This is a genomic window from Actinoallomurus purpureus (assembly GCF_024055795.1).
GTDB lineage: Bacteria > Actinomycetota > Actinomycetes > Streptosporangiales > Streptosporangiaceae > Actinoallomurus > Actinoallomurus purpureus.
On sequence record NZ_JAMXMY010000006.1, the window covers coordinates 1 to 26,769 of the forward strand.

A 26,769-nucleotide genomic window follows, 5' to 3' on the forward strand; every position below is an offset into this window, starting at 1 on the left:
CCCCGGACCGGCGGCCGGGCCCCCCCCGCCGTTTCGCGTCAGGTGCGCGCGGGTGGCACGGTCGTCTCGATCGCGGCGCAGCGCCACCGGCCGCGGTCGCGTTCCAGGCGCAGGGCCAGCGCCTGAACCCGCGGTCCGAACGCCGCGGTCGCCGTCACCTCCGCCACGTCCGGCGCGGGGGCACAGACCCGGACCGTGCGCAGCCGCGGTGTGCGGCGGCCCGCCAGACGGGCGGCGAGCGAGCCGAGCTGCTCGAAGACGGACGGCGTCGTGCGCCCGGCCAGGTGATGGTACGGACGCACGCCGGCCAGCACCTCGAGGACCAGCCGGGCGATGAGCCGCGCGTCCGTGGTCAGGTCGGGGGCGCCGGGGCGTACGACACCGAGCGGCGGACGGGCGCGTGGTGGCGGGCCGGAGTCCAGGGCGACGGCCAGTGAGCCATGGACGGCGATCTCGGCGGACGGGCCGGGACCGTACGGGATCAGACGGATCGGAGCCGGGCGGCGTGCGGGTGGGTTTCTGCGCATGACGGGCCTCCCTGGTGTCTGCCGCGGGGAGGGCGGCAGCCACAAAGAGGCCCGAGACGGCCCATTGATACATCGTGGCCGGATCCGGCCACGAGGCGACGACGGGCGTTCACGAGAGGTGTCCCCGGCTGGACCGTTCCCAGGCCGTGCCCGAGAGGGGGTCCCGGTCCGGCCGGTTTCCAGGCCGTTTCCGAGAGGGGTTCCGGTCCGGCCGGTTCCCAGGCCGTGCCCGAGGGGGTCCCGGTCCGGCCGGTTTCCAGGCCGTGCCCAGAGCGCTCCTACTGGCGTGGGGCCGGGCGGTTGCGGCGGGGGATCTCCAGGGCACCGCGCAGCTGGTAGCGGTCGGCGCGGTAGGTGGAGACGGCGAGCTCGACGCACTTGCCGTTCATGAACGACCGGCGCTGGAGCAGCAGGACGGCACTGCCGCGAGGCAGGTCGAGGAGCCGTGCGTCCGCGCTGTCGGCCAGCCCCGCCTCGATGGTCTGCTCGCCGGCGTCGAACACCACGCCGAAGCGCTTCTCCAGCACGTCGTACAGCGAGACGTCGCCGAGGGAGATGTCCAGCAGGCCCGGCGCAACGGTCGCGGGGATCTGGGAGCGTTCCACCGCCATGGGCTCCCCGTCGGCGGTGCGCAGCCGTTCGATGACGTGGACGCCGGTGCCCACCGGTACGCCGAAGACCCGGGCGAGGTTCGCGTTGGCCTTCGTGGTGCGGTGGTCGAGGTCCCGGGCGCCGGGTTCGAGGCCGCGCGCCCGCATGTCCTCGGTGAAGGACACGAGGCGCAGCGGCATCTCGATCTTCGGTCGCGCGACGAAGGTGCCCTTGCCCGGGACCCGGTAGAGCCGGCCCTCGGTGACCAGGTGGTCGACGGCCTGGCGGACCGTCATCCGCGACAGCCCGAACCGCTGGCAGAGCTCGCGCTCCGACGGGATCGGCGCGTCGACGGGCAGCTCCGCGTCATCGATCAGGTCGAGGAGGATGCCGCGAAGCTGGAAGTACTTGGGCACGGGGCTGGTGGGGTCGATCTTCCCCATTGGGTACCTCTGGCAGCGAAGTCGGGGGTGAAGTATGGTTCAGACTGGTCTAGTCCGGACTAGACCACATGTCAGAACTTACTGTCAATGCAGGTCAGGAACACGAAGACGTAACGACAAGATCACAGGCGGAAAGATGGGAAAGTTCTGATGAGCACCTCTCGCATGCGCGCGGAGATCGGAGAGCAGCCCGCCGCCCTGCGGGCCACCCTCGACGCTCTGCTTCCCCGAATGCCCGAGATCGGCCTGCTCGCGCAGGACACCCGCCAGGTGCTGTTCATCGCGCGCGGATCGTCCGACAACGCCGCGGTCTACGGCAGCTACCTGGTCCAGACGCACGCCGGCCGGCTGGCGGCCCTGGCCTCGCCGTCGGTGGCCACGGCCTACAAGAAGCGGGTCGACCTGTCCGGGGTCCTCGCGGTCGCGATCAGTCAGTCCGGCAAGACCGAGGAGATCGTCGAGTCGCTGGACTGGGCCGCCGACTGCGGCGCCCGTACGATCGCCGTCACCAACGGCGAGGGGTCGCCGCTCGCGGAGGCCGCCCAGATCGCCCTGGTGACGAGGGCCGGCGCCGAGGTGGCCGTCCCCGCCACCAAGACCTACACCACGCAGCTCGCGGCACTGGCCGTGCTCGGCATCGCCCTCGGGGCCGACGTGGACGTCGCCGACCTGCGCCGCGCGCCCGACGAGGTGGAGCGGCTGATCGCGGCGACCGAGGAGTCCGGTTCCCTGGCCCCGATCGTCGAGGGCCTCGCGGGCGTGAAGGGGGTGGTGGTGTCCGGGCGCGGCATCGCGTACGGTACCGCCCTCGAACTGGCCCTCAAGCTCAAGGAGGCGTGCTACCTGCACGCCATGGGCCTGTCCTACGCCGACCTGCTGCACGGCCCGATCGCCGTCGTCGACGACGAGACGCCCGCGATCCTGGTCGCCGCGGACTCCGGCCCCACGCTGCCCGGCACGGTCGCGCTGGCCGAGCGGGTCGTGGCGGCGGGGGCCCGGGCGTACGGCGTCGGAGGCGGCCGTGCGCTGTCCGAAGCGACCTCATGTGCACTACCTGGTCCGGATCTGCCAGAGTGGGTATCGCCGCTCGCCTTGATCGTGCCAGGCCAGCTGCTGACCGAGGCGTTGGCCCGTGGGCTCGGCATCGACCCCGATGTCCCGCGTGGCCTCGACAAGGTGACCCAGACGGATCAATGACCAGGAGGACCACATGGCCGAGCGCCGTGTCAGGGTCGAAACGAAGGTAGGGCTGCACGCCCGCCCGGCCGCGCTGTTCGTCCAGGCGGCCACGAGGACGCCCCTGGACGTCACTGTGGCCAAGCCGGGCAAGGACCCGGTCAACGCCAAGAGCATTCTCTCCGTCCTCGGCCTCGACGCCCAGCAGGGCGAGGAGATCGTCATCGAGGCGGAGGGCGACGGCGCGGACGCGCTGCTCGACGAGCTGGCGGGACTGGTGACCGAGAAAAGTGCCTGACGCCCTGCGCGGCACCGGGGTGAGCCCCGGCGTCGCGGCCGGGCCGGTACGGTCCATCTCCGGGACGGTGCCGGAGCCGCCCGCCGGCGAGCGTCACGCGGGTGATGCGGCCGCCGAAGGTGCGCGTGCGCTGGCGGCGCTGGAGGCCGTCGGGTTGGACCTGGACGAGCGGGGCGCGCGGGCGGGAGGCGAGGCGCGGGACGTCCTGGCCGCGCAGGCCATGATGGCCCGTGACCCAGGGCTCGCCGACCTGGTCGTGAGCAAGATCGACGATGGGGTCTCGGCGCCGCGCGCGGTCTACGAGGCGTTCGGTGTGTTCCGCGCGACGCTGGCCGGCGCGGGGGAGTACATGGCGGCCCGGGTCGCCGACCTCGACGACATCCGGGACCGCGTCGTAGCGGTGCTCCTCGGTGTACCGGCCCCGGGCGTTCCCGACTCCGACGAGCCCTTCGTGCTGGTCGCCCGGGACCTCGCCCCGGCCGACACCGCCCTGCTGGATCCGGCGAAGGTCCTCGCGTTCGTCACGCGGGACGGCGGGCCGACCAGCCATACCGCGATCCTCGCCCGCGCGATGGGCGTGCCGGCGGTCGTCGCCTGCTCCGGCTGTATGGATCTGCCCGACGGCACGGTCGTGCTGGTCGACGGGGCCTCCGGAGAGGTGCACCCGGACCCCGCCGACGAGGAGATCGCGACCGCACGGGCGGCGGCCGAGGCGCGGGCGGCCGCGCTCGACGCGGCGACCGGGCCCGGCGCCACCGCCGACGGGCACCGGATCCCGCTGCTCGCCAATGTCGGCGGGCCGAAGGACGTCGAGGCCGCGCTGGCCCGCGGCGCGGAGGGCGTCGGCCTGTTCCGCACCGAGTTCCTCTTCCTCGGCCGTACGACCGCGCCCTCGGAGGAGGAGCAGGAGGCGGCCTACCGGGCCGTGCTGGAGGCGTTCCCGAGCGTCGTCGTACGGACGCTCGACGCGGGAGCCGACAAGCCCCTCGCCTTCCTTCCGCCGCCGGGCGACGAGCCCAACCCGGCGCTCGGCGAACGAGGACTGCGTCTCTTCCAGAACTACCCTGAGGTGCTGACGGGACAGCTACGCGCCCTCGCCCGCGCCGCAGAGGGCCTGGACGTCGAACTGAACGTGATGGCGCCGATGGTGGCCGACGCCGCGGAGACCCGTGACTTCGTCGCGGCGTGCCGTGCGGCCGGGCTGCCCCGCGTCGGCATCATGATCGAGATTCCGTCCGCAGCGCTGCGCGCCGCCGACCTCGCGACCGAGGCCGACTTCTTCAGCCTCGGCACCAACGACCTCGCCCAGTACACCTTCGCCGCCGACCGGCAGATCGGCGCGCTGGCCCGGTTCCAGGACGCCTGGCAGCCCGCGCTGCTCGACCTCGTCGCCATGGCTGCCGAAGCGGCGGCGGAGGTGGGCAAGAGCTGCGGCGTCTGCGGCGAGGCCGCCGGCGACCCGGCGCTGGCCTGCGTCCTCACCGGCCTCGGCGTCACATCTCTGTCGATGAGCGCCCCGTCCCTGCCCCACGTACGCGCCGCACTGGCCGCGCACACCCTGGACCAGTGCCGCCACGCCGCCGAGGCGGCCCGGCAGGCCACAGACGCCGTCGGCGCCCGTACGGCTGCACGGGCCGAGCTGCCCAGCCTGTAGGTGCCCCGCCCGCGACGGAGCCAGAGCGTGTTTGGCGCCGTGTGCAGAAGGTTCGGTGAATGCGTGATCGCCGCGCTGGCAGAACGCCAGATTGCCGGACGAATCACCGCAGCGGGGCTGCCTTTCCCGAGGATTCGGTCCACCCCGGCTTGCTCGAGCAGCTCGGCCGGCGGCGTGGGCCCCGCTCGATCCACCGCCGCCCGGTGCGCCCTCTGACGTGCCATCAGGGTGAGTACGGACAGCATCCCGGCGTTCGAGCCCGGACCGGACTGGATCAGTGGGCCCACCGGTGCGTTTGCCGGACGCCGATCCTACGGTTAGCGTCGTGCGGGATGTGAAGCGGCTTACGGGGAGGGCGGGACGGTGAGACGGATCGGCGGTCTACGGTTCCTGGCCGCCGTCGCCGCGGCCACCGTCACGGCGTCGGTGTCCGCGTGCGGTGCATCCGAGGCGCGCTCCGACGACGGGCCCACACGGCGCACGGCGGCGGGCAATCGGACGACGCCGAGCGCCAGCCCCAGCCCCGACCCGGTTGTGGCGCTCGTCCGGCGGATGAGCACGGCGGACAAGGTCGGCCAGCTGTTCATCCCGACCGTCCAGGGCACCACCGCGTCCGCCGGCGCGGCGATGATCGAGCAGTACCACCCGGGCGGCGTCATCTACTTCCCGAACAACCTGCGGACCGCGCGGCAGACCGCGACGCTGTCCAACGGTCTGCAGCGCGCGGCGATGAAGGGCGGCGTCCCGCTGCTCGTCGGCACCGACGAGGAGCAGGGCATCGTCTCCCGGGTCCCGTACATCACCCGGTTCCCGACGAACAAGGCGCTCGCCTCCACCAAGAACCCCGACGACGATGTGCGTACGGCGGCGAGGGCCACGGGGGAGGAGCTGCGAGCCGTCGGCATCAACCAGGACTTCGCGCCGGTCGCCGACGTCAACGTCAATCCGCGCAACCCGGTGATCGGGGTGCGGTCGTTCGGCGCGGACCCGCAGAAGGTGGCCCACCTCGTCGGCGTGGCGGTCGACGCCTACCGGGCGGCCGGGGTCGTGGCGACGGCCAAGCACTTCCCCGGGCACGGCGACACCGCGACCGACAGCCACACCGGCCTGCCGGTGATCAAGCACTCCATGGCGACGTGGGAGCGCCTGGACGCGCCGCCGTTCAGGACCGCCATCGCCCACCACGTCGACATGATCATGACGGCGCACATCGTCGTCCCCGGCCTGGACACCTCCGGGGACCCGGCGACCATGTCCAAGACGGTCCTGACGGGCCTGCTCCGCGAGAAGCTCGGCTACGACGGGGTCGTGGTGACCGACTCGCTCAGCATGGCCGGGGCGACGATGAAGTACGGCGCGCCGGAGGCGGCGGTGCGCGCGGTCCGGGCCGGTGCGGACATGCTCCTCATGCCGCCCTCCCTGAGCAGCGCCTACCGCGCCGTGCTGGCCGCGGTGCGGTCGGGGCGGATACCGCAGAGCCGTCTCGACCAGGCGGTCACGCGCATCCTGCGGATGAAGCAGGCGCGGGGGCTCTTCCGGTCGCCGTACGTCGACGCCTCCCGGGTCTCCGGGATCGTGGGCTCGACGGAGCACCGGACGGCCGCGCGCAGGGTCGCCGCCCACGTCCGATCAGGTCGTTGACGATCGCGTACACCCGAACCGTTGACGCGCGTCCCTGTGCGCAACTAAGTTCCAAAGGCTAGCTTCGTCTAGTCATTTTCTTTCTATTCGTCTTCGGGGGCGGACGGAAGGAGTCTCGATGTCCCGTCGCCGACGGCTCGCCGCGATCAGTACGGCGTCGTTCGTGGCCATCGCGGGTCTGAGCGCGGGAACCGCCCAGGCCGCGCCCGCACACGGCAAGGACCAGAGCGTCCTGCGGACCCTCCACAAGATGACCCTTGAGGAGAAGGTCTCCCAGCTGTTCGTCCTCCAGGTGTACGGCACGAGCGCCGATACCAAGGACCCGGCCGCCGTCGCGGCCAACCAGAGGCTCTACGGGGTGGACAACGCCGAGCAGCTGATTGACAAGTACCACCCCGGCGGCGTCATCTACTACTCCGTCGACCCGCCCAACCTCGCGAGCCCCCAGCAGGTCGCGCACCTGTCCAACGGCATTCAGCACGCCGCCATGCGGCAGCGGGTGCCGATTCCGGCGACCATCGTCACCGACCAGGAGCAGGGCAGCGTGGTGACCCGCGTGCCCGCGCCGTTCACGCAGTTCCCCGGCAGCCAGGCCCTCGGGGCCGGGCGTAAGCCGCGCGACGCGTACACCACCTCCAAGATCACCGGGCAGGAGCTGCGGGCGATCGGCATCAACACCGACTACGCGCCGGACTCCGACGTCAACGTGAACCCGGCCAACCCGGTGATCGGGGTCCGGTCCTTCGGCTCCGACCCGACACTGGTGTCCAAGTTCGTCGCCGCCGAGGTCGACGGCTACCAGGCCGCGGGCGTCATCCCGACGGCCAAGCACTTCCCGGGGCACGGCGACACCGACACCGACAGCCACACCGGCGTCCCGAGGATCAACCACACGCGGGAGCAGTGGGAGAAGCTCGACCTGCCGCCCTTCAAGACCGCCATCGCGCACGGCGTCGACTCGATCATGACGGCGCACATCATCGTGCCGGCACTGGACCCGTCCCTCGACCCGGCGACGCTGTCCAAGCCGATCCTCACCGGCATCCTCCGCGACCAGCTGCACTTCAAGGGCGTCATCGCCACGGACGCCCTCGAGATGCAGGGCGTCCGGGACAAGTACGGCGACGACCGCGTGCCGGTGCTGGCCATCAAGGCGGGCGCGGACGAGCTGGAGAAGCCGCCGACGGACGCCAAGACCGGCAAGGGCCTGTTCGACCTGCAGTTCCACGCGGTGATCAACGCCGTGAAGAACGGAGAGCTCACCGAGTCCCGGATCGACGAGTCGGTGTACCGGCTGCTCGCGCTGAAGAAGAAGCACGGCCTGTTCGCCAACCCGTACGTCGACGAGAGCAAGGTCGCGGCGCGGGTCGGCACGGCCGCGCACCTGGCCACCGAGCAGCGCGTCACCGACCGCACCACCACGCTGGTCAAGAACGGCGCCCTGCCGCTGAAGAAGGACGGCGGCAAGGTCCTCGTGACCGGCTGGGGCGTCTCGACCACCCAGACGCTCGCCGGCGACATCCACAAGCGAGGCCCGGCCACGACGGTGTACCAGACCGGCACCGGCCCCTCGAAGGCGACGATCGACCAGGCCGTGGCCAAGGCCAAGGACAACGACGTCGTCGTCGTGACCACCAACCGCGCCTGGGACGTCTCCACGGAGTCCGGCCACAACGGGCCGGGCCAGGCCGACCTCGTCAAGGCCCTGGTGGCCACCGGCAAGCCCGTCATCGTGGCCGCGGTACGCGACGCGTACGACATCGCCTACTTCACCGAGGTCAAGACCTACCTCGCCACGTACGGCTACACGCCGGCGTCGCTGGAGTCGCTGACCAAGGTGCTGTTCGGCGAGATCAGCCCGAAGGGCGAGCTGCCGGTCACCATTCCGGTCGCCGGCGACCCAAGCAAGACCCTCTACCCCTTCGGCACCGGGCTGACCTTCCGCAAGTAGGCCCGGCCCCGGTTCCCGCCTCCTCGATGTCCGGATCGACGAGGCGGGGCCCGGACCGCGTCGAGGCCGTCAGGCGTCGACGCCACAGACCGGGCGTGGGACGGCGGGACCCCGCCGGCCGCCGTCCCACGCCCCGGCCCAGTGATCGCCCCGCGAACACCATTCCCCGCTTCGGCGAAGCATGGGGGGACGTTGATCTTGAATCGACGTCCGTACCCCGGCGCCGATGGCGCTCGATGACGAGGAGAGGGAATGGCGATCAAGAGAACACTGGCCGGGCTGGGGGCGCTTGCGCTGATCGCGACGGGACCCGTGTCGCAGGCACAGGCGACGGCATCGGCCAAGCCGGTCACAGCCGGGCCGGCGCAGCACGGCCACAAGCCGTTCCACCGCGGGATGGAGATCGAACGCAAGAAGAAGACACCGTCGTTCAGGCGGCTGTCGCGGACCCTGGCGGCGGGTGAGCACCAGCTGCAGGCCACGGTGCTCGACCGCAAGGGTGTGGCCGCCACGTCGGATGAGGTGAACACCCTGTTCATCTGGCCGCTGAACGGCGACGACCCGTCCTTCGCCGACGTCGTGAACGGGCACGCCGAGGGGTCTCTGCCCCCCGGCGACTACACGATCAACGCGACCGTGAAGACGCCGGAGCCGGACGGAACGACGTCCACGTCGCTCATCTACCTGCCGAAGGTGACGGTGGCCGGCGATGTGTCGCTCACCCTGGACGCCCGGAAGGCCAACCCCGTCCATGTGGAGGTGGACAAGGCAGGGGCGAAACCGGCCGGGACCGTCGTCTGGGTCTCGCAGCGGATCGGCGGCGTATTCCGGGACGTCACAGAGATCGATGGGGACCATCTCTATGTCACCCCGGCCGCCGCGGATGGCGGTGTCGAGTACGAGTTGCAGGCGCTGCTGACCCAGGGAGGCGAGGAAGAGGGCAGCCCGTACGCGTACAACGTCGCCACGAAGGCGGCGGGCATCCCCACGGACCCGAATCTGAGCGCCCGCACGAAGGACCTGGCGGCCGTGCGGGTCGAGTACGCCGGCGAGGGCAGACCCGCCTGCGCCCAGCAGTACGCGGGCGTCGACTTCGGAAGCAGCGCCATCGCCGTTTTCCGTACGGTCACGGGAGGCCTGCCGGCGACGCGGACCGAGTACTACACCCCCGGGTTCGACTGGGACTTGACCGGGGAGATCACCACCCCGGACTGCGCGTTCGATCAATACGATGTCCAGTTCCGCAACGAGCGGTTCCCGAAGGCGGGGACGTACACGCGGAGCTGGAACAAGGGCCCGCTCGGCCCGGCGGACGGTGAGCTCGTCCTCGACACGGGCGACGGGACGGGGTATTCGGCGGCGATGCTGTCCGGGCCCGACGGGCTGAGCAACGTCGGGAGTTATGCCTTTCTGAAGGGCGACTCGGCGCTCGAGAGTTCGACCGGCGAGTCCATCGGCCAGAGCCTTGTCCCGGGTTACGGCCAGATCTGGGCGCGCCCGGAGCCGGGCCGGTACACGCTCACCACGAATGCCACGCGGACGGCGCCGTGGTCGGACCTGGCGACGAGCCAGCATGTCGTCTGGGACGTCACCGTGGGCCAGGACAATGTCATCAAGCTACCGACCGTCCAGTATCAGACGGCGCTCGACGACACCAACCGCGCCCGCGCGAACACCACGCAGACCCTGACGGTCGTGCCCCAGCAGGCGAAGGCGGGGGCCGAGCCGGCGCTGTGGACGTCCTTCGACGACGGGAAGTCGTGGACTCCGGTCCCCGTCCGCGCCGACGGCGACCGGTGGGTGGCGTCCTTCCGCAACCCGGCCAAGGGGTCCGTCTCCCTGCGGACGAAGATCGACGGGGCGGTCGACCAGACGGTGATCCGCGCCTACGGCGTCCGCTGACGCCGACCGACCCGGTCGGTCCATGACAGGTGACGACCCTCTACCCTCCTGGCGGGGCCGTCACCTCACATGACTCACTCGCGCACGCTCACGGCCTCCGTCCTCGTGGCGGGGGCCGTCATCGTTCCCGGCTCACTCGCGGGCGGTCACGCCCGCGCGGCGGAGGGCCAGGCGGGCGGCTCCCAGGGCGCCGTCGCGGCTCACGGACGGCTCGACGCCGAACCGTTCGACCAGACCGGCGCGCACGTTGTCGGCGACCGGACCGCTCTCCAGCAGCGAACCGGCGACCACGACACCGGGGGCTCGGTCCTCGACGGTGCGGATCACCTCGTCGAGGGCGGGGCGCAGGGCGTCGACGTCGGCCAGCAGCCAGTCGGTCGCCTCGGCGACGATGCGCCGGGCGACCTCGTCGCCGTTCACGGCCGCCGCGCTGACCAGCGGGGCCACGCACCCGAGAGCGGCCGGGGGCCCGCCGTACACCTCCTTCAGGATGGCCTGGGGCAGTGCCGAACCGGACGTCATCGTCGCCGCGGAGGCGTCGCCGGTGCCCGTGGTGAGGGCCTTCAGATCGATCTCGGCGAGGAGGGGATCGGCGACCTCGCCGAGCATCAGTCGCGGCACCGTCTCGGCCAGGACGGTGGGCGCGCCGCGCCCGTCGTAGGTGCGCAGCGCCGCGCGCACCCCCTCGATGCCGATCCAGACCCCGGAGCCGTCGTCGCCGACCAGCCAGCCGTAGCCGTCGGCACGGCGGACGATCGTGCCGTCGTCGATCACGGCGGCGCCCGCGCCGGTGCCGGCGAAGACCACAAGTCCTGCCGGTGCGGGGCTGGCCGCGGCGAACGCGACGGCGATGTCGGTGACCACTTCCGGTTGCCCCGGGATGGCCAGGGCCTGCCACGCGGTGGTCGCGGCGGCAACCGCTTTCAGCCGCCCGGCCGCGCCGGCGCCGGCGATCCCGAAAACGCCGCTCACCACGCGTAGCGGGTCAAGGTCTCCCAAAGCGTCGCGTAGCGCCGTCGTCAGCGCGCCGGCCGGGTCGGCGCTGGAGTTAGGATTGGCGCCAGGACCGCGCCCTCGACCAGTGACGACGCCGTCAACGGTCATGACCGTGGCGCGAGTGTTGGTGCCCCCGGCATCCACTCCCACGACGTACGAGTCCCTCATTTCAGAACACACACTGTGACCGTAGAACATGGCATATTGACATTGAATCATTTTCGTAGGAAAGTTACCTGCATGAGCAAGGTCGGGCCCGACCCCGGGTCGGCGGCCGACGGTGCGAGCGCGTCGCTCAGCACGGTCGTTCGCGTCCGTTCCCTGTTGCCCTCCCTGCCTCCCGCGGAGGCGCGCGTCGCCCAGCGCGTCATCGACGATCCGGAGGCCGTGGCCAACTCCACCATCACCGAACTCGCGCAGGCCTGCGGGACCTCCGAGACGACGGTCATCCGGTTCTGCCGCGCGATCGGCTTCGCCGGTTACCCGGAGCTGCGGCTCACTCTGGCCACCGAGGCCGGGCGGGCCCAGGGGGTCACCGGCGGGCGGGTGGTCGGCAGCGACATCAGCACCGACGACACGCTCGAAGAGGTCGTGGAGAAGATCGCCTTCGCCGACGCGCGGGCGGTCGAGGAGACCGCCAACCAGCTCGACATCCAGGCGCTCGAGCGGGTCGTCGCGGCGATCGTCGACGCGCGCCGGGTCGACATCTACGGCGTGGCGGCCAGCGCGTTCGTCGCCCTGGACTTCCAGCAGAAGCTGCATCGCATCGGACGCACCTCCTACGGCTGGTCGGACGCGCACATCATGCTCACCAGCGCGGCCGTCCTGGAGCCCGGCGACGTCGCGGTCGGCATCTCCCACACCGGCACCACGGTGGACACGATCGACGCGCTCAACGTCGCCAAGCGGCGCGGCGCGACCACGGTCGCGCTGACCAACTTCCCGCGTTCGCCGATCGCCGAGGTCGCCGACTACGTGCTGACCACGGCCGCCCGCGAGACCACCTTCCGGTCGGGCGCGACGGCGAGCCGGCTGGCCCAGCTGACCGTCGTCGACTGCGTCTTCGTCGGCGTCGCACAGCGCACGTACGAGCCGACCCGCGAGCACCTGGAGGCGACCCGCGAAGCGGTCCGGGTCCGCCGCGTGGGATCCGATCGGAGACGCCGGTGACCGATCGCCTCTCCGTCGGGGTATTGCAGGGGGTCCCCACCGAGGGTCGCAATCCGCGCACCGTCGACATCGACCTGCTGCCCACCCTTGACGTGCTCCGTCTCATCAACGCCGAGGACGAACAGGTCCCCGGCGCGGTGGCGAAGGTGCTGCCGCAGGTCGCCAAGGCCGTCGACCTCGCCGTCGACGCGCTGCGCGACGGCGGGCGCGTGCACTACTTCGGCGCCGGCACCTCCGGGCGGCTCGCGGTGCTGGACGCCGCCGAGCTCCCGCCGACGTTCGGCATCGAGCCGGGTCTGGTCGTCGCCCACCACGCGGGCGGGCTCGGCGCGCTCTCCCAGGCCATCGAGGACGTCGAGGACGACGACGATCTGGGGGCCCGCGACGCCGAGGACGTGCGCCTCGGCGAGCTCGCCGTGGGGATCACCGCGAGCGGCCGCACGCCGTACGTCGTGGGCGCCCTGCGCGCGGCGGCCCGGCGCGGTGCGCACACCGCGCTGATCAGCTCGAATCCCGCCGCGGTGTTCGGCGCGGAGGTCGACGTCAACATCGCCGTGGACACCGGGCCGGAGGCCGTCACGGGCTCCACCCGCATGAAGGCCGGCACCGCGACCAAGCTGGTGCTCAACGCCATGTCCACGGCCGCCATGGTGCGGCTCGGCCGCACCTACTCCAATCTCATGGTCAGCGTCGACGCGCTCAACTCCAAGCTGCGCGGCCGCGTGATCAAGATCCTTGTCGAGGCGACCGGTCTGGACGCCGAGACATGCGCGACGGCGCTGGCGGGTGCCGGCGGCGACACGCGCATCGCGTTGCTGTCCCTGTTGTGCGACGTGCCACCCGATCACGCGGCCGAGGCGCTGGCGGAGACCGGGGGTTCGGTGCGAGACGCCATGCGCAGGGTCCGGCGTGAGGTCTAGTCAGACGTCGGGGGCACAGAGAAAGGGGCCAACCTCCTGATGCGGAAGTTCTGCACGCTTGTCGCGGCGCTCGGTGTCGCCTTCGCCCTCCCGGCGTGTGCACCCAGCACCAACAGCGGCAACGGCAAGGTCCACCTCACGGTCCTGTCCTGGCGTCCTGAGGACACCGCGGGGTACAAGAAGATCTTCGCCGCGTACGAGAAGAGTCACTCGAAGGTCACGATCGACTTCAAGCCGATCAAGGCCACCGACTACCTGACGATTCTGCCGAACGAGCTGAAGAAGTCGGTGGGCGGCCCCGACGTCGTCCAGCTGAAGCCGTACGGACCGCTGCAGTCCTACGTCAAGGCGGGCAACCTCGTGCCGCTCGACGGCCAGGTGAACGTCGGCGGCTGGCAGGACAAGGTGCTGCAGGCGGCCAAGGGCAAGGACGACGGCAAGCTGTACGGCGTTCCGTACGCCCTGCAGACCCTGCAGGTGCTCTACAACAAGAAGATCTTCGCCGATCAGAAGATCGAGCCGCCGAAGACGTGGGCCGACTTCACCGCCGCCTGCGACAAGCTCAAGAAGGCGGGCATCACCCCGCTGGCCACGAGCGGTCTGCAGCCGTGGGTCCTGGCCATCGACCACCAGATCTTCGGCGCCACCCGCTACGGCGGCAACGACTTCGAGCAGGCCGTCCTCACCGGGAAGAAGAACTTCACCGACCCGGACTACACGGCGTCGCTGGGGACCGTCACGGGCCTGAAGCCGTACTTCCCGGACCAGGTCACCGCGATCGACTACCCCGACGCGCAGACGCTGTTCACCAGCGGTAAGGCCGCGATGTACCCGGGTGGTTCGTACGAGATCGGCCCGTTCACCAAGACGGCGCCAGACATTCAGATCGGGTTCTTCGACGCCCCGCCGGCGCCGGGCGCCAAGGTCGACCACGCGCTCACCTCCGGCTACGTCGACGGGTCGTACGGCGTCAACGCGCACTCCGAGCACAAGGCCGAGGCGACCGAGCTGGTGAAATGGATGGCGACGCCGGAGTTCGGGCAGCTGTACGCGAGCACGCTCAAGCAGATCTCGGTCGTGCCCGGCACGACGCCCGGCGACCCGCTGCTCGCCCAGGCGTCCCAGAACTACAACGACCACGGAGCGACGTACATGATGGTCGTCGACTTCGGCTACGGGAACCCGCTCGGTCGTGACCAGGAGGGGCTGGCCCTGCAGAAGATGCTGGGCGGCACCTCGGCCGCGGACGCGGGCAAACTCGTCCAGAAGGGTATTTCAGCGTGGTTCAAGCCCAGCGGAGGCTGAGGCGTCCGGTCGGCACCGGCGGCGGTCGACCCCGCCGCCGGGTGCTGCTGACCTTCCTGCTGCCCGCTCTGGCGCTGTACACGGTGTTCATCGTCTACCCGCTGGTCTCCGCCGCGCAGTACAGCGTGTACTCGTGGTCGGGGAACCGGCAGGACGGCTTCGCCGGCCTGGCGAACTTCCGTGACCTGTTCACCAAGTACCCGCTGAGCGAGCAGGTGTGGCGCGCACTCGGCCACAACTGTCTGTTCTTCATCGGCACGATGCTGATCCAGACCACCCTCGGCCTGACGTTCGCGGTGCTGCTGCACAGGTCGCGGCGCGGCAAGCGGTTCCTGCAGACCGCCTACACGCTGCCGCACCTGGTCAGCCCCATCGTCGTCGGCTACCTGTGGTCGCTCATGCTGAACCCGCAGTTCGGCGCGATCAACGCCGCCCTGCGCGACGTGGGCCTCGGCTCGCTCGCGCAGCCGTGGCGCGGCGATCCCCACCTGGCGCTGCCGGTGTCGATCGTCGTCAACGCCTGGCAGTGGATCGGCTTCCCGATGCTGCTGTTCGGCGCGGCGCTCGCCGGCATCCCCGACGAGTACGAGCAGGCCGCCCGCGTCGACGGCGCGTCGTCGTGGCAGGTGTTCCGGCGGGTCACCCTGCCGCTGCTCACTCCGGTGCTGGGCATCGTGACCGTGCTGACGTTCATCGGCACGTTCAACGTGCTCGACCTGATCTACGCGCTGCAGGGATCGCACGGCAACCCGGAGTTCTCCACCGACGTGCTCGGGCTGGTGTTCTACCGGACGGCCTTCGAGAACTCGGACCCGAACGCCATCGGCCAGTCCTGCGCGCTCGCCGTGTGCATGTTCGTCCTGATCTTCGGAGTGTCGCTGGCGGCCAACCGCGTCTTCCGCAGGATGGAGGAACGCGTGCGATGAGCAGCACTCTCATGATCCGCAAGCCGCGCGCCGTCGCCCCGCCCGCAGGGACGTCCCGCCGGCGCAGCCGGGTCGGCGGGGTCGCCTCGGTGATCCTGCTGTGGACGTACGCCCTGGCGGCCCTCGCCCCGCTCGTGATCATGGCGTTCAACTCGCTGCGCACCGAGCAGGACCTGGCGAACAAGCCCCTCGGGCTGCCCCTGCACCCGGCCTTCCAGAACTACGCCCACGCCTGGTCCGAGGGCAACTTCAGCACCTACTTCCTGAACTCCGTCGTGATCACGGTGAGCTCGGTGCTCCTGGGCACCGGGGTGTCCGTGTTCGCCGCCTACCCGCTGGGGCGCTACCGCTTCCGCGGCCGGGGTGCGCTGTCGTCCTACTTCCTCGCCGGCCTCATGCTGCCGATCCGGCTCGGCGCCGTCCCGGTGTTCTACCTGGTCAACTCGCTGACCCAGGCGCTCCCGGGAGTCGACGGCCGGTTCTGGCTGATCTGCGTGTACGCGGGGAGCGGCGTGCCGTTCTCGGTGTTCGTGCTGACGGCCTTCTTCCGGCAGCTGCCGATGGAGCTGGAGGAGGCGGCCCGCATCGACGGCGCGGGCGAGCTGCGGATCTTCGCCCGGATCATGGTGCCTATGGTCCGGCCCGCGCTCACGACAGTGGCGCTGTTCCAGTTCATTCCCTTGTGGAATGACTTCTTCTTCCCGCTGGTGCTGCTGAAGGACGATCAGTACACCCTGCCGACCGGCCTGACCCGGTTCTTCGCCGAGTTCGAGGCCGCCCACGCGCAGCTGTCCGCCGGCCTGGTGATCACGACGATCCCGCTCGTCGTGCTCTTCCTCGTGGCCACCAAACAGATCGTCGCCGGCCTCACCGCCGGAATGACCAAATAATCGCTTTTTATCCGCGCTCGATGTCCCGGACTATTGTCTTCGCTACGTCAGCGTGAGCGTGGTACGCTGAATCCGGTGCCTAGGTGAAAGCCGAACATCACATCCTGAGGCCGCCCCCTAAGGGGTCGGTCTCAGTGTATTTTTACGGTCATGTATTTCTGTTATCTCGATGAGTCGGGTGGGTGTGAGCCGCCCGACCAGACTCCGAACGCCACTCCGGCAATGGTCATCCTGGGCCTGATCATTCCAGCGCGGCACATCCCCGCACTGGCCCGCGACTTCCTCGCGCTGAAGCGCCGCCACTTCCCCGGGCGCTTCCGGTGCGGCCCCGCTCTCGACCACGTGCTGACCGAGGTCAAGGGCAGCGACATCCTCCAGATGACCCGCAAGGATTCACGCGACCGGCGGCGCCAGGCCAAATTAGTCCGTCATGACCTTCTCAAACTGGTCGACGGGTATGGATGCCAGATTGTCGGCCGGGTGTGGGTCAAGGAAAAGGGAAAGTCGCTCAAATCGGACCCCACTTACTGTTATGCCGTGCAGGACATAGCCCGGCATTATAGTAAATTCCTCTCAGAGGAGCACTCCAAAGGCGTGCTGATCGCGGACGGGCGGACGCCGGGGCTCAATGTCACGGTGGCGCACTCGATCTTCACGCAGAAGTGGCGGACCGCAGGGGATCCCTATCCGCCGCTCCTCGAGGTTCCGCTGTTCGCGCACAGCGACAACCACGTCGGCCTGCAGATCGCGGACCTCATCGCCTCCACGCTCGTCCTCCCGATGGCGGCCGCCGCCTACGGCGCCCCGCCCGACTCCGTCCACGCGCTACCCGGCGGTCCGGGCAGACCACGGCGGCGCCCTCCGCGACCTGCAGTACCGCTACCGCGACGAGACGGGCCGGTGGCGCGGCGGCCTAGTGGTCAGCGACCCGGCCTGCCGCCGCCCCGGATGGCTGCTCTTCGGCCCGGGCGAAGGCGAGGAGCGACTGATCCCCGAGCAGACCGGGCCGCTACGGCCCGACCTCACGCTCGGCTGACCGGGGACCGGATTCCGTCGTTGGGGTCATGCGACGGACGGGCCGTCAGGTGGCGGCGACGATGATGCGCTGGATCTGGGCCGTCGTCGTGATCGCGCGGACGGTCTCTGGGGGTACAGCGCGCCGCCCATGTAGATGCCTGGCCGGGCTGTAGCGGGAGGGGGACGGTAGCGCCTCCGAGGCGGTGAAGTTGTGCAAGTCCTGGGCGCCGGTCTGTTCGGCGACGCGGGCGGCGGTGCGCTCGGTGATCCCGCTGCCCGGCAGGATGACGATCCGGCCCGCGACCCGCTGATCCTGCGGCTCTACGTTCAGCCGGTGGTGGCGAGCGCGATCAGTAGCCGGGGTCCGCCCCGCCGCTCGCCTGGTCGTCGGCCACGACGACGCGCACGTGGCGATGGCTGCCCGTGCGACTCGGTCTTGTGCTTGAAATGAATCTTCGACCATAGGCTGCCGCCATGGACTGGCAGACCTGGCACGACGACTACGATCTTCCCGATTCGCCGTTGGCGCGGCGATTGCGGGTGGTTCAAGAGCAGGTCCGGGCGGCCTTGGACCGCAGCCCCTCCGGTCCGTTGCGGGTGATCAGCCTGTGCGCTGGTCAAGGTCATGATCTGCTGGGTGTGCTGGCCGGGCATCCTCGCCGCGTTGATGTGCGGGCACGTCTCGTGGAGTTGGACGCGCGCAACACTGCGGCCGCGCTGGAGACGGCCAGAGGCGCCGGGCTTAGCCGGGTCGAGGTGGTGACGGCTGACGCCGCGCTCACCGACCACTATCGCGGCATGGTTCCCGCGGATCTCGTGCTGGCCTGCGGGGTGTTCGGCAACATCACCGACGAGGACATCGAGCGCACCATCGACTCCTGCTCCCAGTTGTGCAAGACCGGCGGCACCGTCATCTGGACCCGGCACCGCAGATTGCCCGACCGAGTGCCGTTGATCTGCGACTGGTTCGAGGGGCATGGCTTCGACCGGCAGTGGGTGTCCGAACCGGATGCGGGCTTCGGCGTTGGCGTGCACTGCTTCGCCGGCGAGCCGCGTCGGCTGGCCCTGGGCGTGCGTATGTTCACCTTCGTTGGGTCCGACCTGCTCAGGCAAACGAACCCGCCGGTTGGCGGGGCCGGCTGACGGCTGACGGCTGACGGATGGGGCAATCGGGGCGATCAGCTTCATTGGCTCAGGGAACTCTAGGGTTATTGCTTAATTCGCGATCCCGTTTTTTGTCTGCCTTTTTTGTGGTGATATGTGGCGTCGTTTAGCGGCGATCTTGCGATAGTATGTTCGATGATTAGATGCGTTGAGGGCATGTCCAAAGGGGGTGTGGCGTGGCCCAGATAGCGTGCGCGGTTCCCTCTTACGGATATGTGACAGGGCGGGATGGGGATCCATCCTACGTATGGCCGGGTGAATTCATCGAAGAGTCGGCGCCGGCGTGGTTCGATGACGGCCTGGAAGTGGATTTGTCCGACCTGGAGGTTCCACCGGGGCCAGGATCGGCGGCGACGCTGGCCGCCACGGATCTGGCGCCGCTTGACGATGATGGTCTGTTGACCGCGATCGGCGCCTGGCGACGGCTGGGGTCGTGGGCAAAGGCCGGGGAACTGGCCGCCGTGGCCGCGTTGCTTGAAAAGCGCACCCGGGGTGGGGGCGGCGTGCAGGCGTTCGAGTCCGCCGTGAGTGAGATCCAGTTGGAGCTCACCTTGACCGGATGGGGTGCCGCGCGGTTGCTGGAGCTGGCCTGTCCGCTGGCCGACAAGCTGCCGGGCACCATGGACGCCCTTCGTCAGGGGCTGATCGATGAGGCCAAGGCGCGGGTCATCGCCCGTGCCGTCGACGGCGCCCCGGACGCCACCACCGCGCGGCTGATGGAGCGGCGTGTGCTCCCCGAGGCGCCACGGCAGACGACCGGGCAGTTGCGGAGCGCGGTCCAGCGGGCGTTGATCGAGGTCGACCCTGGCGCGGCCGAGCGCCGCCGCGCGAATGCCGAAGCCGATCGCCGGGTCGAGTTGCGGGCCACGGACGACCACACCGCCGACCTGTGCGGGCGTGACCTGCCTGCCGACCAGGCACTGGCCGCCGACAATCGCATCACCGCATTGGCGCGAGCGCTCAAGACCGACGGCTCCTCGCATTCCCTGGCCTTCCTGCGTGCCCAGGTCTTCCTCGATCTGCTGCTGGGCGCCGGCCTCACGCCCAGCTGGCCACCGACGAACGATCAACCCGACGAACGGCCCGACACTGGTCCCGCTGACGAGTCAGGCGACATCGACAACCGGGCCCGGTTCGGCGAGGACGCCGATGCCAATGATCTCCGTGCCCGGCCGCCGGTGTCCCGGTCGGCGTCAAAGGCCGGTTTCGCCGGCAGGGTCCATCTGATCGTGCCGCTTCACACGCTGCTCGGCATGGCGGAGCAGCCCGGCGAAGTTCCCGGCCACGGCATGGTCCCGGCCTCGGTGGCGCGCGCGATCGCGGCCACGGCCACTGGGCGGCGCTGGTGCTACACCGTGATCGACCAGTCCGGATGTGCCGTCGGCCACGGGCACATTCCGCCACCTCGTGACGGTGACGAGGAGATGAACCGAGAAGCCCTGGCCGACCTCATCACCGCATATTTCGGCGGTCTCGAGACGCGTCCTGGCTGTGGGCATGGGCCCAACTCGGTCGACGATCCGGGCAATCGACACATCCAGGGTGCCTACCGGCCGCCGGAGACCCTGCGCCACAGGGTCGAGACCCGCGACCGTACGTGCAGATTCCCGACCTGCCGAAGACCGGCAGAAGCCTGCGACCTCGACCACACCGTTCCGTATGACGAGGGCGGAACGACATGCGATTGCAACCTCGCGCCGCTGTGTCGGAAACACCATCGGCTGAAGCAGTCGGCGGGATGGACATTGCTTCATCCGGAGCCAGGGCGACTGGTCTGGGTGACACCCACCGGACGGAAATACTTCGTCAGCCCAGACCCGTACGCATAGAGGGTTTCAGTGATCGCCCCGGCAGTCAGGGGGTGCTGGCGGCGATGCGCTGGCGAGCGTGGGCCTGCTACGGGGAAGGATGTGATGCACTACGGCTCCAGCAGGCGCATCGCATCGCGTCATGCAGATGTCGGTGCACGATCTTCACGCACGCGGGGTCGGTGGCGGGATCGTCTACCCAGCGGACTGCCTGTTCCATGAACCACTCGACCGCCCAGACGCGGTGCCAGCCGAGCGCCCACGCTTTGGTGGGCAGGCCGGCGCGCTACGTCAGGGCGTCGTGGTGGCCGCCCGCGTGGACATAGGCCTCGATGAGTCGCCGCAGGCGAACCGGGTCGGGGGGTTCCACCGTGCCGTACCAGCTGGCTAGATCGAGCAGCCCCGGGCTGGTGAACGCGCGGCCGCGGCGACGCCATCGTGGTCGTCGGGTCCACGGGACGGTGCTCCATGCGAGTCGGTGGGACGCACGCCGTGGTCGTCACGATCGGCCCCGCAGGTAGGCGTGGACCTCCTCGGCGGTCATCTCATCGAACCGTCTCAGGGCGGCTCCGAGGAATCGGAGTTGATCGGTGTCGCCGGTCCCCACGCAGACCTGGCCACCGGTCCACCGCCACAGCGGCAGCCCGCCGGTGTCCAGGACCGACGACCACCCCTGCGGCGGCACCGGCAGGTCGGTGCGATCCCGCTGCCGCCACTGGAGGCTCATCCGCGCGGCGGCCGGGTATTTGCGGATGAGGAAGTGGAGCTGAAACAGCTGCCTCGCCTCGGACGGTGGTCGGGTCGCCAGCGAGTCGACCAGGGCGCGTAGCGCCGGAAGCGAGCGCATGAGACGTTCTTCGGGCGTCATCGTCACATCCCCGTGCGCCGCAGCGGCACGCAGACGACCTTGCTGATCGACCGGATCAGCTCGTCGATGTCGTCGACGGCGAGGAGCCAGGAGGAGTCGCCCCGGCGGCCGATCGGGACTCCCCACGACCAGTGCCAGCGGGTATGTCCCTGTTCATCAGGTTTGCAGATGATCCTCTCGCTGAGGTGATTGCTCGCCCCGTGTATAAGGATCTCCGCACCGTACTGCTCGGCGTTCAGCCCCGCCGCCTGGCATTCCTGAGTCAGCCACTTCGCGTACGCGTGAATGTCTTCCGATGTGTACGGTTCCACGACTTATTCCCTTTTATTCGCCCGCCGATTTCCAGTGACCAGACTCACACGCTGAGTTACTTTGAGCTACAGACAGGCGTCACCCAATGACCCCCTGGCCCTCTCGAAGGACTCACCATGGCGAATGGCGCGCTCACCCGAGACCCCCTGATCCGAGCGTTCGGCGCCGTGCTGCGCGGCCACCGCGAGGCGGCGAAGCTCTCACGCCCCGCGCTGGCCAAGGCACTGGGCTGCACACCTCAGTGGATCGAGAAGCTCGAAACCGGCCAGCGGGCACCATCGGAGGCGACATCGGAAGACTTCGATACTTACTTCAAGACTCCGGAGACCTTCCACCGGATGTGGGTCGAGATCCGCCGCGCCGGAAAGCACGCGGAGCTACCGCCAGGCTTCTCTGGATTCGTGGACCTGGAGGCCAAGGCGACCATCATGTACATCTTTGAAAACATGGCCATCACAGGCCTGTTCCAGACACCCCAGTACGCCTATGAGGTTCTCAAGGCGGGCCGGAAGCCAGAGGTGGTCGAACGGCTGGTCGCCACACGGATGGAGCGTCAGCAGATCCTCGCCCGCGACAACCCTCCTCAAATCGTTCTCGTCCTCGACGAGTGGGTTCTGCATCGACCGGTTGGGGACCAGGGGACCCGCAAAGAGCAGATCGGTCGCTTGATTGAAAACGCCCAGGAGCCGAACATCGCTGTTCAGGTGGTGCCTAGCAGGACCGGTGCATACCTCGGGTTCATGGGTTCGTTCACCATGCTGAGCTTCGACGACGGCCCGGATCTCGTGTACGTGGAGGGTCACGCTGAAGGCCAAGTGATCGATACGCCTAACAAGGTCCAGGATCACGAACTAAACTTTAATATGATCAGAGGTGGAGCCGTGTCCGTAGAAGACTCACTGAATTTACTTCGCACCATGTGGGAGGACCTATGAAGATTCTGGATCTGCCCACCGGCTCATGGCGTAAGAGCAGCCGCAGTGGCCCCACCGGTGGCCAATGCATCGAAGTCGCCGCCGTGCGGTCGCTGGCCACCGCTTGCGACGCCGAACCGCCGACGAACGCGTAGTCGGGCCGCTGCTCGAGGTCCCCCTGTTCGCGCACCGCGACAACCACGTCGGCCTGCAGATCGCGGGCCTCGCCGTGTCGACGCTCGTCCTCCCGATAGCGGCCACCGCCTACGCGGCCCGGCTCCGTGCACGCCTCCGGCCGATGCCCTGCGGTGCGCACCGACCACGGCGCGGCGCTGCGCGACCGCCAGTATCGCTACCGGGACGAGACCGGTCGGTTGCGGGGCGGCCTCGTGGTCAGCGACCCCGGTCACCGCAGGCCCGGATCGCTGCCGTTGGGCGAGCGAGGACGACCAGCCGATCGTCCTGCCGTACGCCGAGCCCGCGACCGGCTGATCCTGCGGCGCCACGTTCAGCCGGTGGTGGCGAGCTCGATCAGTAGCCGGGACCCGTCCCGCCGCTCGCCTCGATCAGCCAGTACAGCGTTCCGGTGCCGAAAGGCAGCCCGGTCGTGGCGACGTCGATCCAGCCCGTACCCGGTGCGTCGGTTCCGGCATTCCACCACCACCAGCTCCGGTCGTCGCCTCCGCCCTCTTCTTCGTCCAGGTCGAAATAGAAGAGCCAGTTCGAAAGGCTCCACGGCGCCTTGCCCGCGGTGGCCTCCTCCGCCGGAGTCGTGGTCTGCCAGCGCTCCAGCCAGGCGGCGGCCCTGTCGGCAGGATCGAAGACCGGTTCCGGTGGGGACGGCTTGACTTCCGGTGCGGACCGTTCGACGAACCAGGAGGGGAGGATCTCCGGCCACTCTTCCTCTGCCGGCCATGAATCCACCCGCTCGACAACGCATCCGAGCACCTCGCGCGCACGGGCGATCACGGCCGCCGGGTCGGTCGCCGTGAAGAACACCCGTACGAGGAGCAGGCCTTCCTCGTCATCCTCGGCGGGGCCGAGCCGGATACGTCGCAGTTCGCCCTCGGAGATCTTCATATCCGAAGTGTGCAGGATCTCGGACGATGCGGAGGTTCCTGGAAGGGCATCCCCGCCTCCGTTCGAGAAGAAATCAGCCGACGGCGGCGATGATGCTGTGGATCCGGGCCGTCGTCGTGATCGCGCGGACGGTCTCCGGGGGGTACAGCGCGCCGCCCATGTGGATGCCCGGCCGGATGAAGCGGGACAGGGACGGTAGCGCCTCCGAGGCGGTGAAGTGCAGCTCCTGGGCGCCGGTCTGTTCGGCGACGCGGGCGGCGGTGCGTTCGTTGATCCCGCCGGCGGGGAGGATGACGATCCGCGCAGCGGCCTTCTCGACGAGGCGCGCGATGAGGTCCGCGCCCTCCAGGGCCGTGGGGGCCGCGCCGGAGGTGAGCAGCCGGTCCACGCCGAGGCCGATGACGTCCTCGAACGCCGCTTCGGGGTCGCGGGTGACGTCGTACGCGCGGTGGAAGGTGACGCTGAGAGGGCGCGCGGCCTCGACGAGCCGCGCGCACAGTTCGGTGTCGATCTCCGCGTCCGGGGTCAGCGCGCCGATGACGACGCCGTCCGCGCCGGCGGCCTTGACCGCCGCGATGTCGCGCAGCATCACCGCGGCTTCGGCGGGGCCGTACACGAAGTCCCCGCCACGGGGGCGAATGATCACATGGACCTTGATCCGGCCGGCCGCGGCGGCGACGGCCTGTTCGATCATCCCGATGCTCGGCGTGATCCCTCCCTCGAAGAGGGCGGCGCACAGTTCGACGCGGTCGGCACCGGCGTCGACCGCGGCCGCGACGTCGTCGGCGGAGGCCAGGCAGATCTCGAAGCGCATGGCGGGCAGTTTGGCAGAACCGCGATCGGCCGTCGGTGGGCCGTCGCCTACGATCGCCGCGTGACAGTGCGCGGACTCATCACCGACTGGGGCGGCGTGCTCACCACGCCGCTGAAGGAAACGATCACGGCGTGGATCGAGGCGGACGACATCGACGCCGACGCCTACCGGCTGGTCATGCGGGAGTGGGTGAGTGAGGCGTACGCCGGCGACGGCGTGGTGAACCCCATCCACGGGCTGGAGGATGGCTCACTGAGCCCCGCGGAGTTCGAACGGCGGCTGGCCGAGCGGCTGCGTACCCGGACGGGGGCGGCGGTCCCCGCCGACGGGCTGCTGACCCGGATGTTCCTCGCCTTCGAGCCGGTCGAGCCGATGTACGACGCGCTGCGCCGGGCGCGGGCGGCCGGCCTCCGCACGTGCCTGCTGTCCAACTCCTGGGGCAACACCTATCCACGGGAGCTGTTCGCCGAGCTGTTCGACGCGGTGGTGATCTCCTCGGAGGTCAGGCTGCGCAAGCCCGACCCGGCGATCTTCCATCACGCCCTGGAACTGCTCGGGCTGCCGCCGGAGGAGTGCGCGTTCATCGACGACATCGAGCACAACGTCCGCGCCGCCGAGGAGCTCGGCATCACCGGCGTGCACTACGTCGACACCGAGAGCACGGTCGCCCGGCTGGAGCACCTGCTGGGCATCTCCCTGATCTAGTCCGTCGACGGAGCGCGCATTCGCGGTCCGGTACTGGCACACTCTCCAGAGTCATGCGCGTTTATCTACCGTCCACACTCGACGGCCTGGCCCGGATCCTCCGTGATCGGGAGCTCGGGCCGGTGCCGCTGACCGCCTACGCCGTGACGCCGGCGCTGCGGGAGTGGTACGCGTCCGCGGACCTCGAGGAGCTCGAGTACGCCGCGATGTCGGACGCCGCCAAGGCGTCCCTCCGGCTGCTGGCCGACGACCCGGAGGCGCCGTCCCGCCGGGTCGTCATCGTCGCCGAGGTCCCCGACGAGTCCGTGACCTACGCCGTCGGCGACCTGGTCGACGCCGAGGATCGGGCGGTCGTACGAGTGTCGGAGAAGATCCCCCTGAGCCGGGTCGTCTCCGGGCACATCGACGACGCCGAGGCCGAGCCGGACGTCCGTGCCGCGCGCGCCGCCATCCACGCCGCCGACGCCGGTGACGACGACGCCCGGTTCGCCGTCGACGGCGCCGCCGGGCACGACCTCATGTGGTACGCCACCCAGGAGCTCCGTCACCTGTCGTCCTGACCACGTCGGCCGCGGCCCACGGGAGCGTGCTCCCCGAGGACCGCGGCACGCGCTTCTGAGTCGACCGGGCCCCTACTGACCCGCTTGCTGGACGAAGGTGTTCGTGTAGGTCTTGCTCAGGTCGACCTGGTGGCCCCTGACGTCGGGAGAGAAGCCGCTCAGGACGTTCAGGACCGTCTTGGGGCCGTCGGCCGGCATGAGGCCGTCCGGGCTGTACATGCCCTTCTCGTTCTGCAGCGCCTTGACGTAGGCGTCCATGCCCACGCCGGTGTAGTACGCGGCCGGCATCTTGCCGGCGACCTCGGCCGCGCTGTGGGCGTTGATCCACTTGAGCGTCTTGACGAACGCGTTCACCAGCTTCTGCACGGTGTCCTTGTGGGTGCTCACCCAGTCCGTGCGGAGGTACAGGCAGGATGACGGATAGGTGCCGCCGAGCGCCTGGCGGGCGCCCTGGGCCGTCCGCATGTCGATCAGCGGCTGGGCCAGATGCTTCTGGATCAGGGCGGTGATCGTGGGTTCGGTGGTCATTCCGGCGTCGATCTGGTGATGCTGCATCGCCGCGATGAACGTCGGGCCGGCCTCGACCGGGACCGAGGTGATCTGGTTCACGGGCACCCCGGCATGCACGGCGAGGGCCTTGGTGAGGAAGTTGGTGGAGGAGCCGAGGCCGGTCACGCCGAGGTGCTTGCCCTTGAAATCGGCGGCGGACTTGATCTGGCCGGCCTCGTCGGTGCGGACCATCTCCACCTCGCCGGGTGCCTGCAGCAGTTGGACCACGGATTCGGTCTGCTTGCCCTTGGCCTGCAGGTCGATGTTGTGGTCATAGAAGCCGACGACGCCGTCGACGTTGCCGGCGAGCATCTGGTTCTCGGCGTCCACACCGGCCGGTTCGTCGGACAGTTGCACGTTCAGCCCGGCGGCCTGGAAGTAGCCGAGCCGCTGACTGAGCATGGCCGGAAGGTAGATCTGCTTGTCGAGCCCGCCCACCATGAGTTTCACGGTGGTGGACCCGCCGCCCGACGTACCGCTGCCCGCGGACGTCTTCGTACCACTCGAACCGCAGGCGGTCGCGGACAGGGCCAGCGCGGCTGCGGCCATGCCGATCAGGACTCTTCGTGGCAGGGACATGACGAATCT

General features: G+C 69.7%; 27 protein-coding genes. 18 read left to right on the forward strand and 9 right to left on the reverse strand.

All coding sequences use genetic code 11. The annotated features are described in order from the left end of the window. Positions 1-38 precede the first annotated feature (38 nt). Complete coding sequence (locus NE236_RS13110) at positions 39-527, reverse strand: Rv3235 family protein (RefSeq protein WP_252842208.1); 489 nt, start codon at positions 525-527, stop codon at positions 39-41. Positions 528-805: 278 nt separating this feature from the next. Beyond that, positions 806-1,561 (reverse strand): GntR family transcriptional regulator, encoded by a 756-nt coding sequence (locus tag NE236_RS13115; RefSeq protein ID WP_252842209.1) that lies wholly within the window; start codon positions 1,559-1,561, stop codon positions 806-808. Positions 1,562-1,711: 150 nt separating this feature from the next. Between NE236_RS13115 and NE236_RS13120 the strand changes: the two genes are divergently transcribed. The 6 genes from NE236_RS13120 (at position 1,712) to NE236_RS13145 (ending at position 10,183) form a co-directional block, all read left to right on the forward strand. Beyond that, complete coding sequence (locus NE236_RS13120; RefSeq protein WP_252842210.1) at positions 1,712-2,758, forward strand: SIS domain-containing protein; 1,047 nt, start codon at positions 1,712-1,714, stop codon at positions 2,756-2,758. A gap of 13 nt (positions 2,759-2,771) precedes the next feature. Next, positions 2,772-3,035: an HPr family phosphocarrier protein gene (locus NE236_RS13125; RefSeq protein ID WP_252842211.1), complete on the forward strand. Its 264-nt coding sequence runs from the start codon at positions 2,772-2,774 to the stop codon at positions 3,033-3,035. Then, positions 3,028-4,689 carry a phosphoenolpyruvate--protein phosphotransferase gene (ptsP, locus tag NE236_RS13130; protein ID WP_252842212.1) on the forward strand — a complete coding sequence of 554 codons (1,662 nt, stop codon included), beginning with the start codon at positions 3,028-3,030 and terminating at the stop codon, positions 4,687-4,689. The genes NE236_RS13125 and ptsP overlap by 8 nt, the downstream gene beginning before the upstream one ends. A gap of 363 nt (positions 4,690-5,052) precedes the next feature. Next, positions 5,053-6,330, forward strand: a complete 1,278-nt coding sequence (locus NE236_RS13135) for a glycoside hydrolase family 3 protein (RefSeq protein ID WP_252842213.1) — start codon at positions 5,053-5,055, stop codon at positions 6,328-6,330. Positions 6,331-6,448: 118 nt separating this feature from the next. After that, positions 6,449-8,281 (forward strand): glycoside hydrolase family 3 protein, encoded by a 1,833-nt coding sequence (locus NE236_RS13140; protein ID WP_252842214.1) that lies wholly within the window; start codon positions 6,449-6,451, stop codon positions 8,279-8,281. Between the two features lie 252 nt (positions 8,282-8,533). Then, positions 8,534-10,183 carry a hypothetical protein gene (locus tag NE236_RS13145; protein WP_252842215.1) on the forward strand — a complete coding sequence of 550 codons (1,650 nt, stop codon included), beginning with the start codon at positions 8,534-8,536 and terminating at the stop codon, positions 10,181-10,183. Between the two features lie 132 nt (positions 10,184-10,315). Here the strand turns inward: NE236_RS13145 and NE236_RS13150 are convergent, their stop codons facing one another. Further along, positions 10,316-11,377 carry an N-acetylglucosamine kinase gene (locus NE236_RS13150; RefSeq protein WP_308209090.1) on the reverse strand — a complete coding sequence of 354 codons (1,062 nt, stop codon included), beginning with the start codon at positions 11,375-11,377 and terminating at the stop codon, positions 10,316-10,318. Between the two features lie 42 nt (positions 11,378-11,419). Here NE236_RS13150 and NE236_RS13155 point away from each other — a divergent pair, with 42 nt between their 5' ends. From NE236_RS13155 to NE236_RS13180, 6 genes are all read left to right on the forward strand, one after another. Next, positions 11,420-12,349 carry a MurR/RpiR family transcriptional regulator gene (locus NE236_RS13155; RefSeq protein WP_252842216.1) on the forward strand — a complete coding sequence of 310 codons (930 nt, stop codon included), beginning with the start codon at positions 11,420-11,422 and terminating at the stop codon, positions 12,347-12,349. Next, on the forward strand, positions 12,346-13,269 hold the full coding sequence (murQ, locus tag NE236_RS13160) for an N-acetylmuramic acid 6-phosphate etherase (RefSeq protein ID WP_252842217.1): 924 nt from the start codon (positions 12,346-12,348) through the stop codon (positions 13,267-13,269). The genes NE236_RS13155 and murQ overlap by 4 nt, the downstream gene beginning before the upstream one ends. A 39-nt stretch (positions 13,270-13,308) precedes the next feature. Then, positions 13,309-14,574, forward strand: coding sequence for an ABC transporter substrate-binding protein (locus NE236_RS13165; protein ID WP_252842218.1), 1,266 nt, complete (start codon positions 13,309-13,311; stop codon positions 14,572-14,574). 41 nt (positions 14,575-14,615) lie between these two features. Beyond that, positions 14,616-15,500 (forward strand): carbohydrate ABC transporter permease, encoded by an 885-nt coding sequence (locus NE236_RS13170; protein ID WP_252842219.1) that lies wholly within the window; start codon positions 14,616-14,618, stop codon positions 15,498-15,500. After that, positions 15,497-16,390 (forward strand): carbohydrate ABC transporter permease, encoded by an 894-nt coding sequence (locus NE236_RS13175; RefSeq protein WP_252842220.1) that lies wholly within the window; start codon positions 15,497-15,499, stop codon positions 16,388-16,390. Before NE236_RS13170 ends, NE236_RS13175 begins: the two co-directional genes overlap by 4 nt. Positions 16,391-16,540: 150 nt before the next feature. Then, on the forward strand, positions 16,541-17,491 hold the full coding sequence (locus NE236_RS13180) for a DUF3800 domain-containing protein (protein ID WP_252842221.1): 951 nt from the start codon (positions 16,541-16,543) through the stop codon (positions 17,489-17,491). Here NE236_RS13180 and NE236_RS13185 read toward each other — a convergent pair. Next, on the reverse strand, positions 17,472-17,870 hold the full coding sequence (locus tag NE236_RS13185) for a copper homeostasis protein CutC (RefSeq protein ID WP_252842222.1): 399 nt from the start codon (positions 17,868-17,870) through the stop codon (positions 17,472-17,474). The genes NE236_RS13180 and NE236_RS13185 overlap by 20 nt on opposite strands. Positions 17,871-17,881: 11 nt before the next feature. Here NE236_RS13185 and NE236_RS13190 point away from each other — a divergent pair, with 11 nt between their 5' ends. Both NE236_RS13190 and NE236_RS13195 read left to right on the forward strand, forming a co-directional pair. Beyond that, on the forward strand, positions 17,882-18,550 hold the full coding sequence (locus NE236_RS13190; protein WP_252842223.1) for a class I SAM-dependent methyltransferase: 669 nt from the start codon (positions 17,882-17,884) through the stop codon (positions 18,548-18,550). Positions 18,551-18,969: 419 nt separating this feature from the next. Beyond that, positions 18,970-20,400 carry an HNH endonuclease signature motif containing protein gene (locus tag NE236_RS13195; protein WP_252842224.1) on the forward strand — a complete coding sequence of 477 codons (1,431 nt, stop codon included), beginning with the start codon at positions 18,970-18,972 and terminating at the stop codon, positions 20,398-20,400. A gap of 478 nt (positions 20,401-20,878) precedes the next feature. On the opposite strand, the gene NE236_RS13200 is transcribed toward NE236_RS13195, so the two are convergent. Further along, positions 20,879-21,247 (reverse strand): hypothetical protein, encoded by a 369-nt coding sequence (locus NE236_RS13200; RefSeq protein ID WP_252842225.1) that lies wholly within the window; start codon positions 21,245-21,247, stop codon positions 20,879-20,881. A 2-nt stretch (positions 21,248-21,249) separates the two neighbouring features. After that, positions 21,250-21,558, reverse strand: a complete 309-nt coding sequence (locus NE236_RS13205) for a hypothetical protein (RefSeq protein WP_252842226.1) — start codon at positions 21,556-21,558, stop codon at positions 21,250-21,252. A gap of 117 nt (positions 21,559-21,675) precedes the next feature. Between NE236_RS13205 and NE236_RS13210 the strand changes: the two genes are divergently transcribed. Next, positions 21,676-22,494, forward strand: a complete 819-nt coding sequence (locus NE236_RS13210) for a helix-turn-helix domain-containing protein (RefSeq protein WP_252842227.1) — start codon at positions 21,676-21,678, stop codon at positions 22,492-22,494. After that, complete coding sequence (locus NE236_RS45045; RefSeq protein ID WP_372494332.1) at positions 22,491-22,628, forward strand: DUF397 domain-containing protein; 138 nt, start codon at positions 22,491-22,493, stop codon at positions 22,626-22,628. Before NE236_RS13210 ends, NE236_RS45045 begins: the two co-directional genes overlap by 4 nt. 376 nt (positions 22,629-23,004) lie before the next feature. Here NE236_RS45045 and NE236_RS13215 read toward each other — a convergent pair whose 3' ends face one another. After that, positions 23,005-23,553 carry a hypothetical protein gene (locus NE236_RS13215; RefSeq protein ID WP_252842228.1) on the reverse strand — a complete coding sequence of 183 codons (549 nt, stop codon included), beginning with the start codon at positions 23,551-23,553 and terminating at the stop codon, positions 23,005-23,007. A 73-nt stretch (positions 23,554-23,626) separates the two neighbouring features. Beyond that, on the reverse strand, positions 23,627-24,367 hold the full coding sequence (locus NE236_RS13220) for a copper homeostasis protein CutC (RefSeq protein WP_252842229.1): 741 nt from the start codon (positions 24,365-24,367) through the stop codon (positions 23,627-23,629). 60 nt (positions 24,368-24,427) lie between these two features. On the opposite strand from NE236_RS13220, the gene NE236_RS13225 reads away from it, so the two are divergent. Beyond that, the gene (locus NE236_RS13225) at positions 24,428-25,072 is read left to right on the forward strand and encodes an HAD family hydrolase (protein WP_252842230.1); all 645 of its coding nucleotides are present in this window, start codon (positions 24,428-24,430) and stop codon (positions 25,070-25,072) included. 53 nt (positions 25,073-25,125) lie between these two features. After that, positions 25,126-25,632, forward strand: coding sequence for a DUF6912 family protein (locus tag NE236_RS13230; RefSeq protein WP_252842231.1), 507 nt, complete (start codon positions 25,126-25,128; stop codon positions 25,630-25,632). Positions 25,633-25,704: 72 nt separating this feature from the next. On the opposite strand, the gene NE236_RS13235 is transcribed toward NE236_RS13230, so the two are convergent. Next, positions 25,705-26,760, reverse strand: coding sequence for an ABC transporter substrate-binding protein (locus NE236_RS13235; protein WP_252842232.1), 1,056 nt, complete (start codon positions 26,758-26,760; stop codon positions 25,705-25,707). Positions 26,761-26,769 lie beyond the last annotated feature (9 nt).

Coding starts and splice junctions, on each gene's coding strand:
- NE236_RS13110 (WP_252842208.1), bottom strand. CDS start 527: ATGCGCAGAAACCCACCCGCACGCCGCCCGGCTCCGATCCGTCTGATC.
- NE236_RS13115 (WP_252842209.1), bottom strand. CDS start 1,561: ATGGGGAAGATCGACCCCACCAGCCCCGTGCCCAAGTACTTCCAGCTT.
- NE236_RS13120 (WP_252842210.1), top strand. CDS start 1,712: ATGAGCACCTCTCGCATGCGCGCGGAGATCGGAGAGCAGCCCGCCGCC.
- NE236_RS13125 (WP_252842211.1), top strand. CDS start 2,772: ATGGCCGAGCGCCGTGTCAGGGTCGAAACGAAGGTAGGGCTGCACGCC.
- NE236_RS13140 (WP_252842214.1), top strand. CDS start 6,449: ATGTCCCGTCGCCGACGGCTCGCCGCGATCAGTACGGCGTCGTTCGTG.
- NE236_RS13145 (WP_252842215.1), top strand. CDS start 8,534: ATGGCGATCAAGAGAACACTGGCCGGGCTGGGGGCGCTTGCGCTGATC.
- NE236_RS13150 (WP_308209090.1), bottom strand. CDS start 11,377: ATGTTCTACGGTCACAGTGTGTGTTCTGAAATGAGGGACTCGTACGTC.
- NE236_RS13155 (WP_252842216.1), top strand. CDS start 11,420: ATGAGCAAGGTCGGGCCCGACCCCGGGTCGGCGGCCGACGGTGCGAGC.
- NE236_RS13165 (WP_252842218.1), top strand. CDS start 13,309: ATGCGGAAGTTCTGCACGCTTGTCGCGGCGCTCGGTGTCGCCTTCGCC.
- NE236_RS13175 (WP_252842220.1), top strand. CDS start 15,497: ATGAGCAGCACTCTCATGATCCGCAAGCCGCGCGCCGTCGCCCCGCCC.
- NE236_RS13180 (WP_252842221.1), top strand. CDS start 16,541: ATGTATTTCTGTTATCTCGATGAGTCGGGTGGGTGTGAGCCGCCCGAC.
- NE236_RS13185 (WP_252842222.1), bottom strand. CDS start 17,870: ATGGTCGAAGATTCATTTCAAGCACAAGACCGAGTCGCACGGGCAGCC.
- NE236_RS13190 (WP_252842223.1), top strand. CDS start 17,882: ATGGACTGGCAGACCTGGCACGACGACTACGATCTTCCCGATTCGCCG.
- NE236_RS13200 (WP_252842225.1), bottom strand. CDS start 21,247: ATGACGCCCGAAGAACGTCTCATGCGCTCGCTTCCGGCGCTACGCGCC.
- NE236_RS13210 (WP_252842227.1), top strand. CDS start 21,676: ATGGCGAATGGCGCGCTCACCCGAGACCCCCTGATCCGAGCGTTCGGC.
- NE236_RS45045 (WP_372494332.1), top strand. CDS start 22,491: ATGAAGATTCTGGATCTGCCCACCGGCTCATGGCGTAAGAGCAGCCGC.
- NE236_RS13215 (WP_252842228.1), bottom strand. CDS start 23,553: ATGAAGATCTCCGAGGGCGAACTGCGACGTATCCGGCTCGGCCCCGCC.
- NE236_RS13220 (WP_252842229.1), bottom strand. CDS start 24,367: ATGCGCTTCGAGATCTGCCTGGCCTCCGCCGACGACGTCGCGGCCGCG.
- NE236_RS13230 (WP_252842231.1), top strand. CDS start 25,126: ATGCGCGTTTATCTACCGTCCACACTCGACGGCCTGGCCCGGATCCTC.
- NE236_RS13235 (WP_252842232.1), bottom strand. CDS start 26,760: ATGTCCCTGCCACGAAGAGTCCTGATCGGCATGGCCGCAGCCGCGCTG.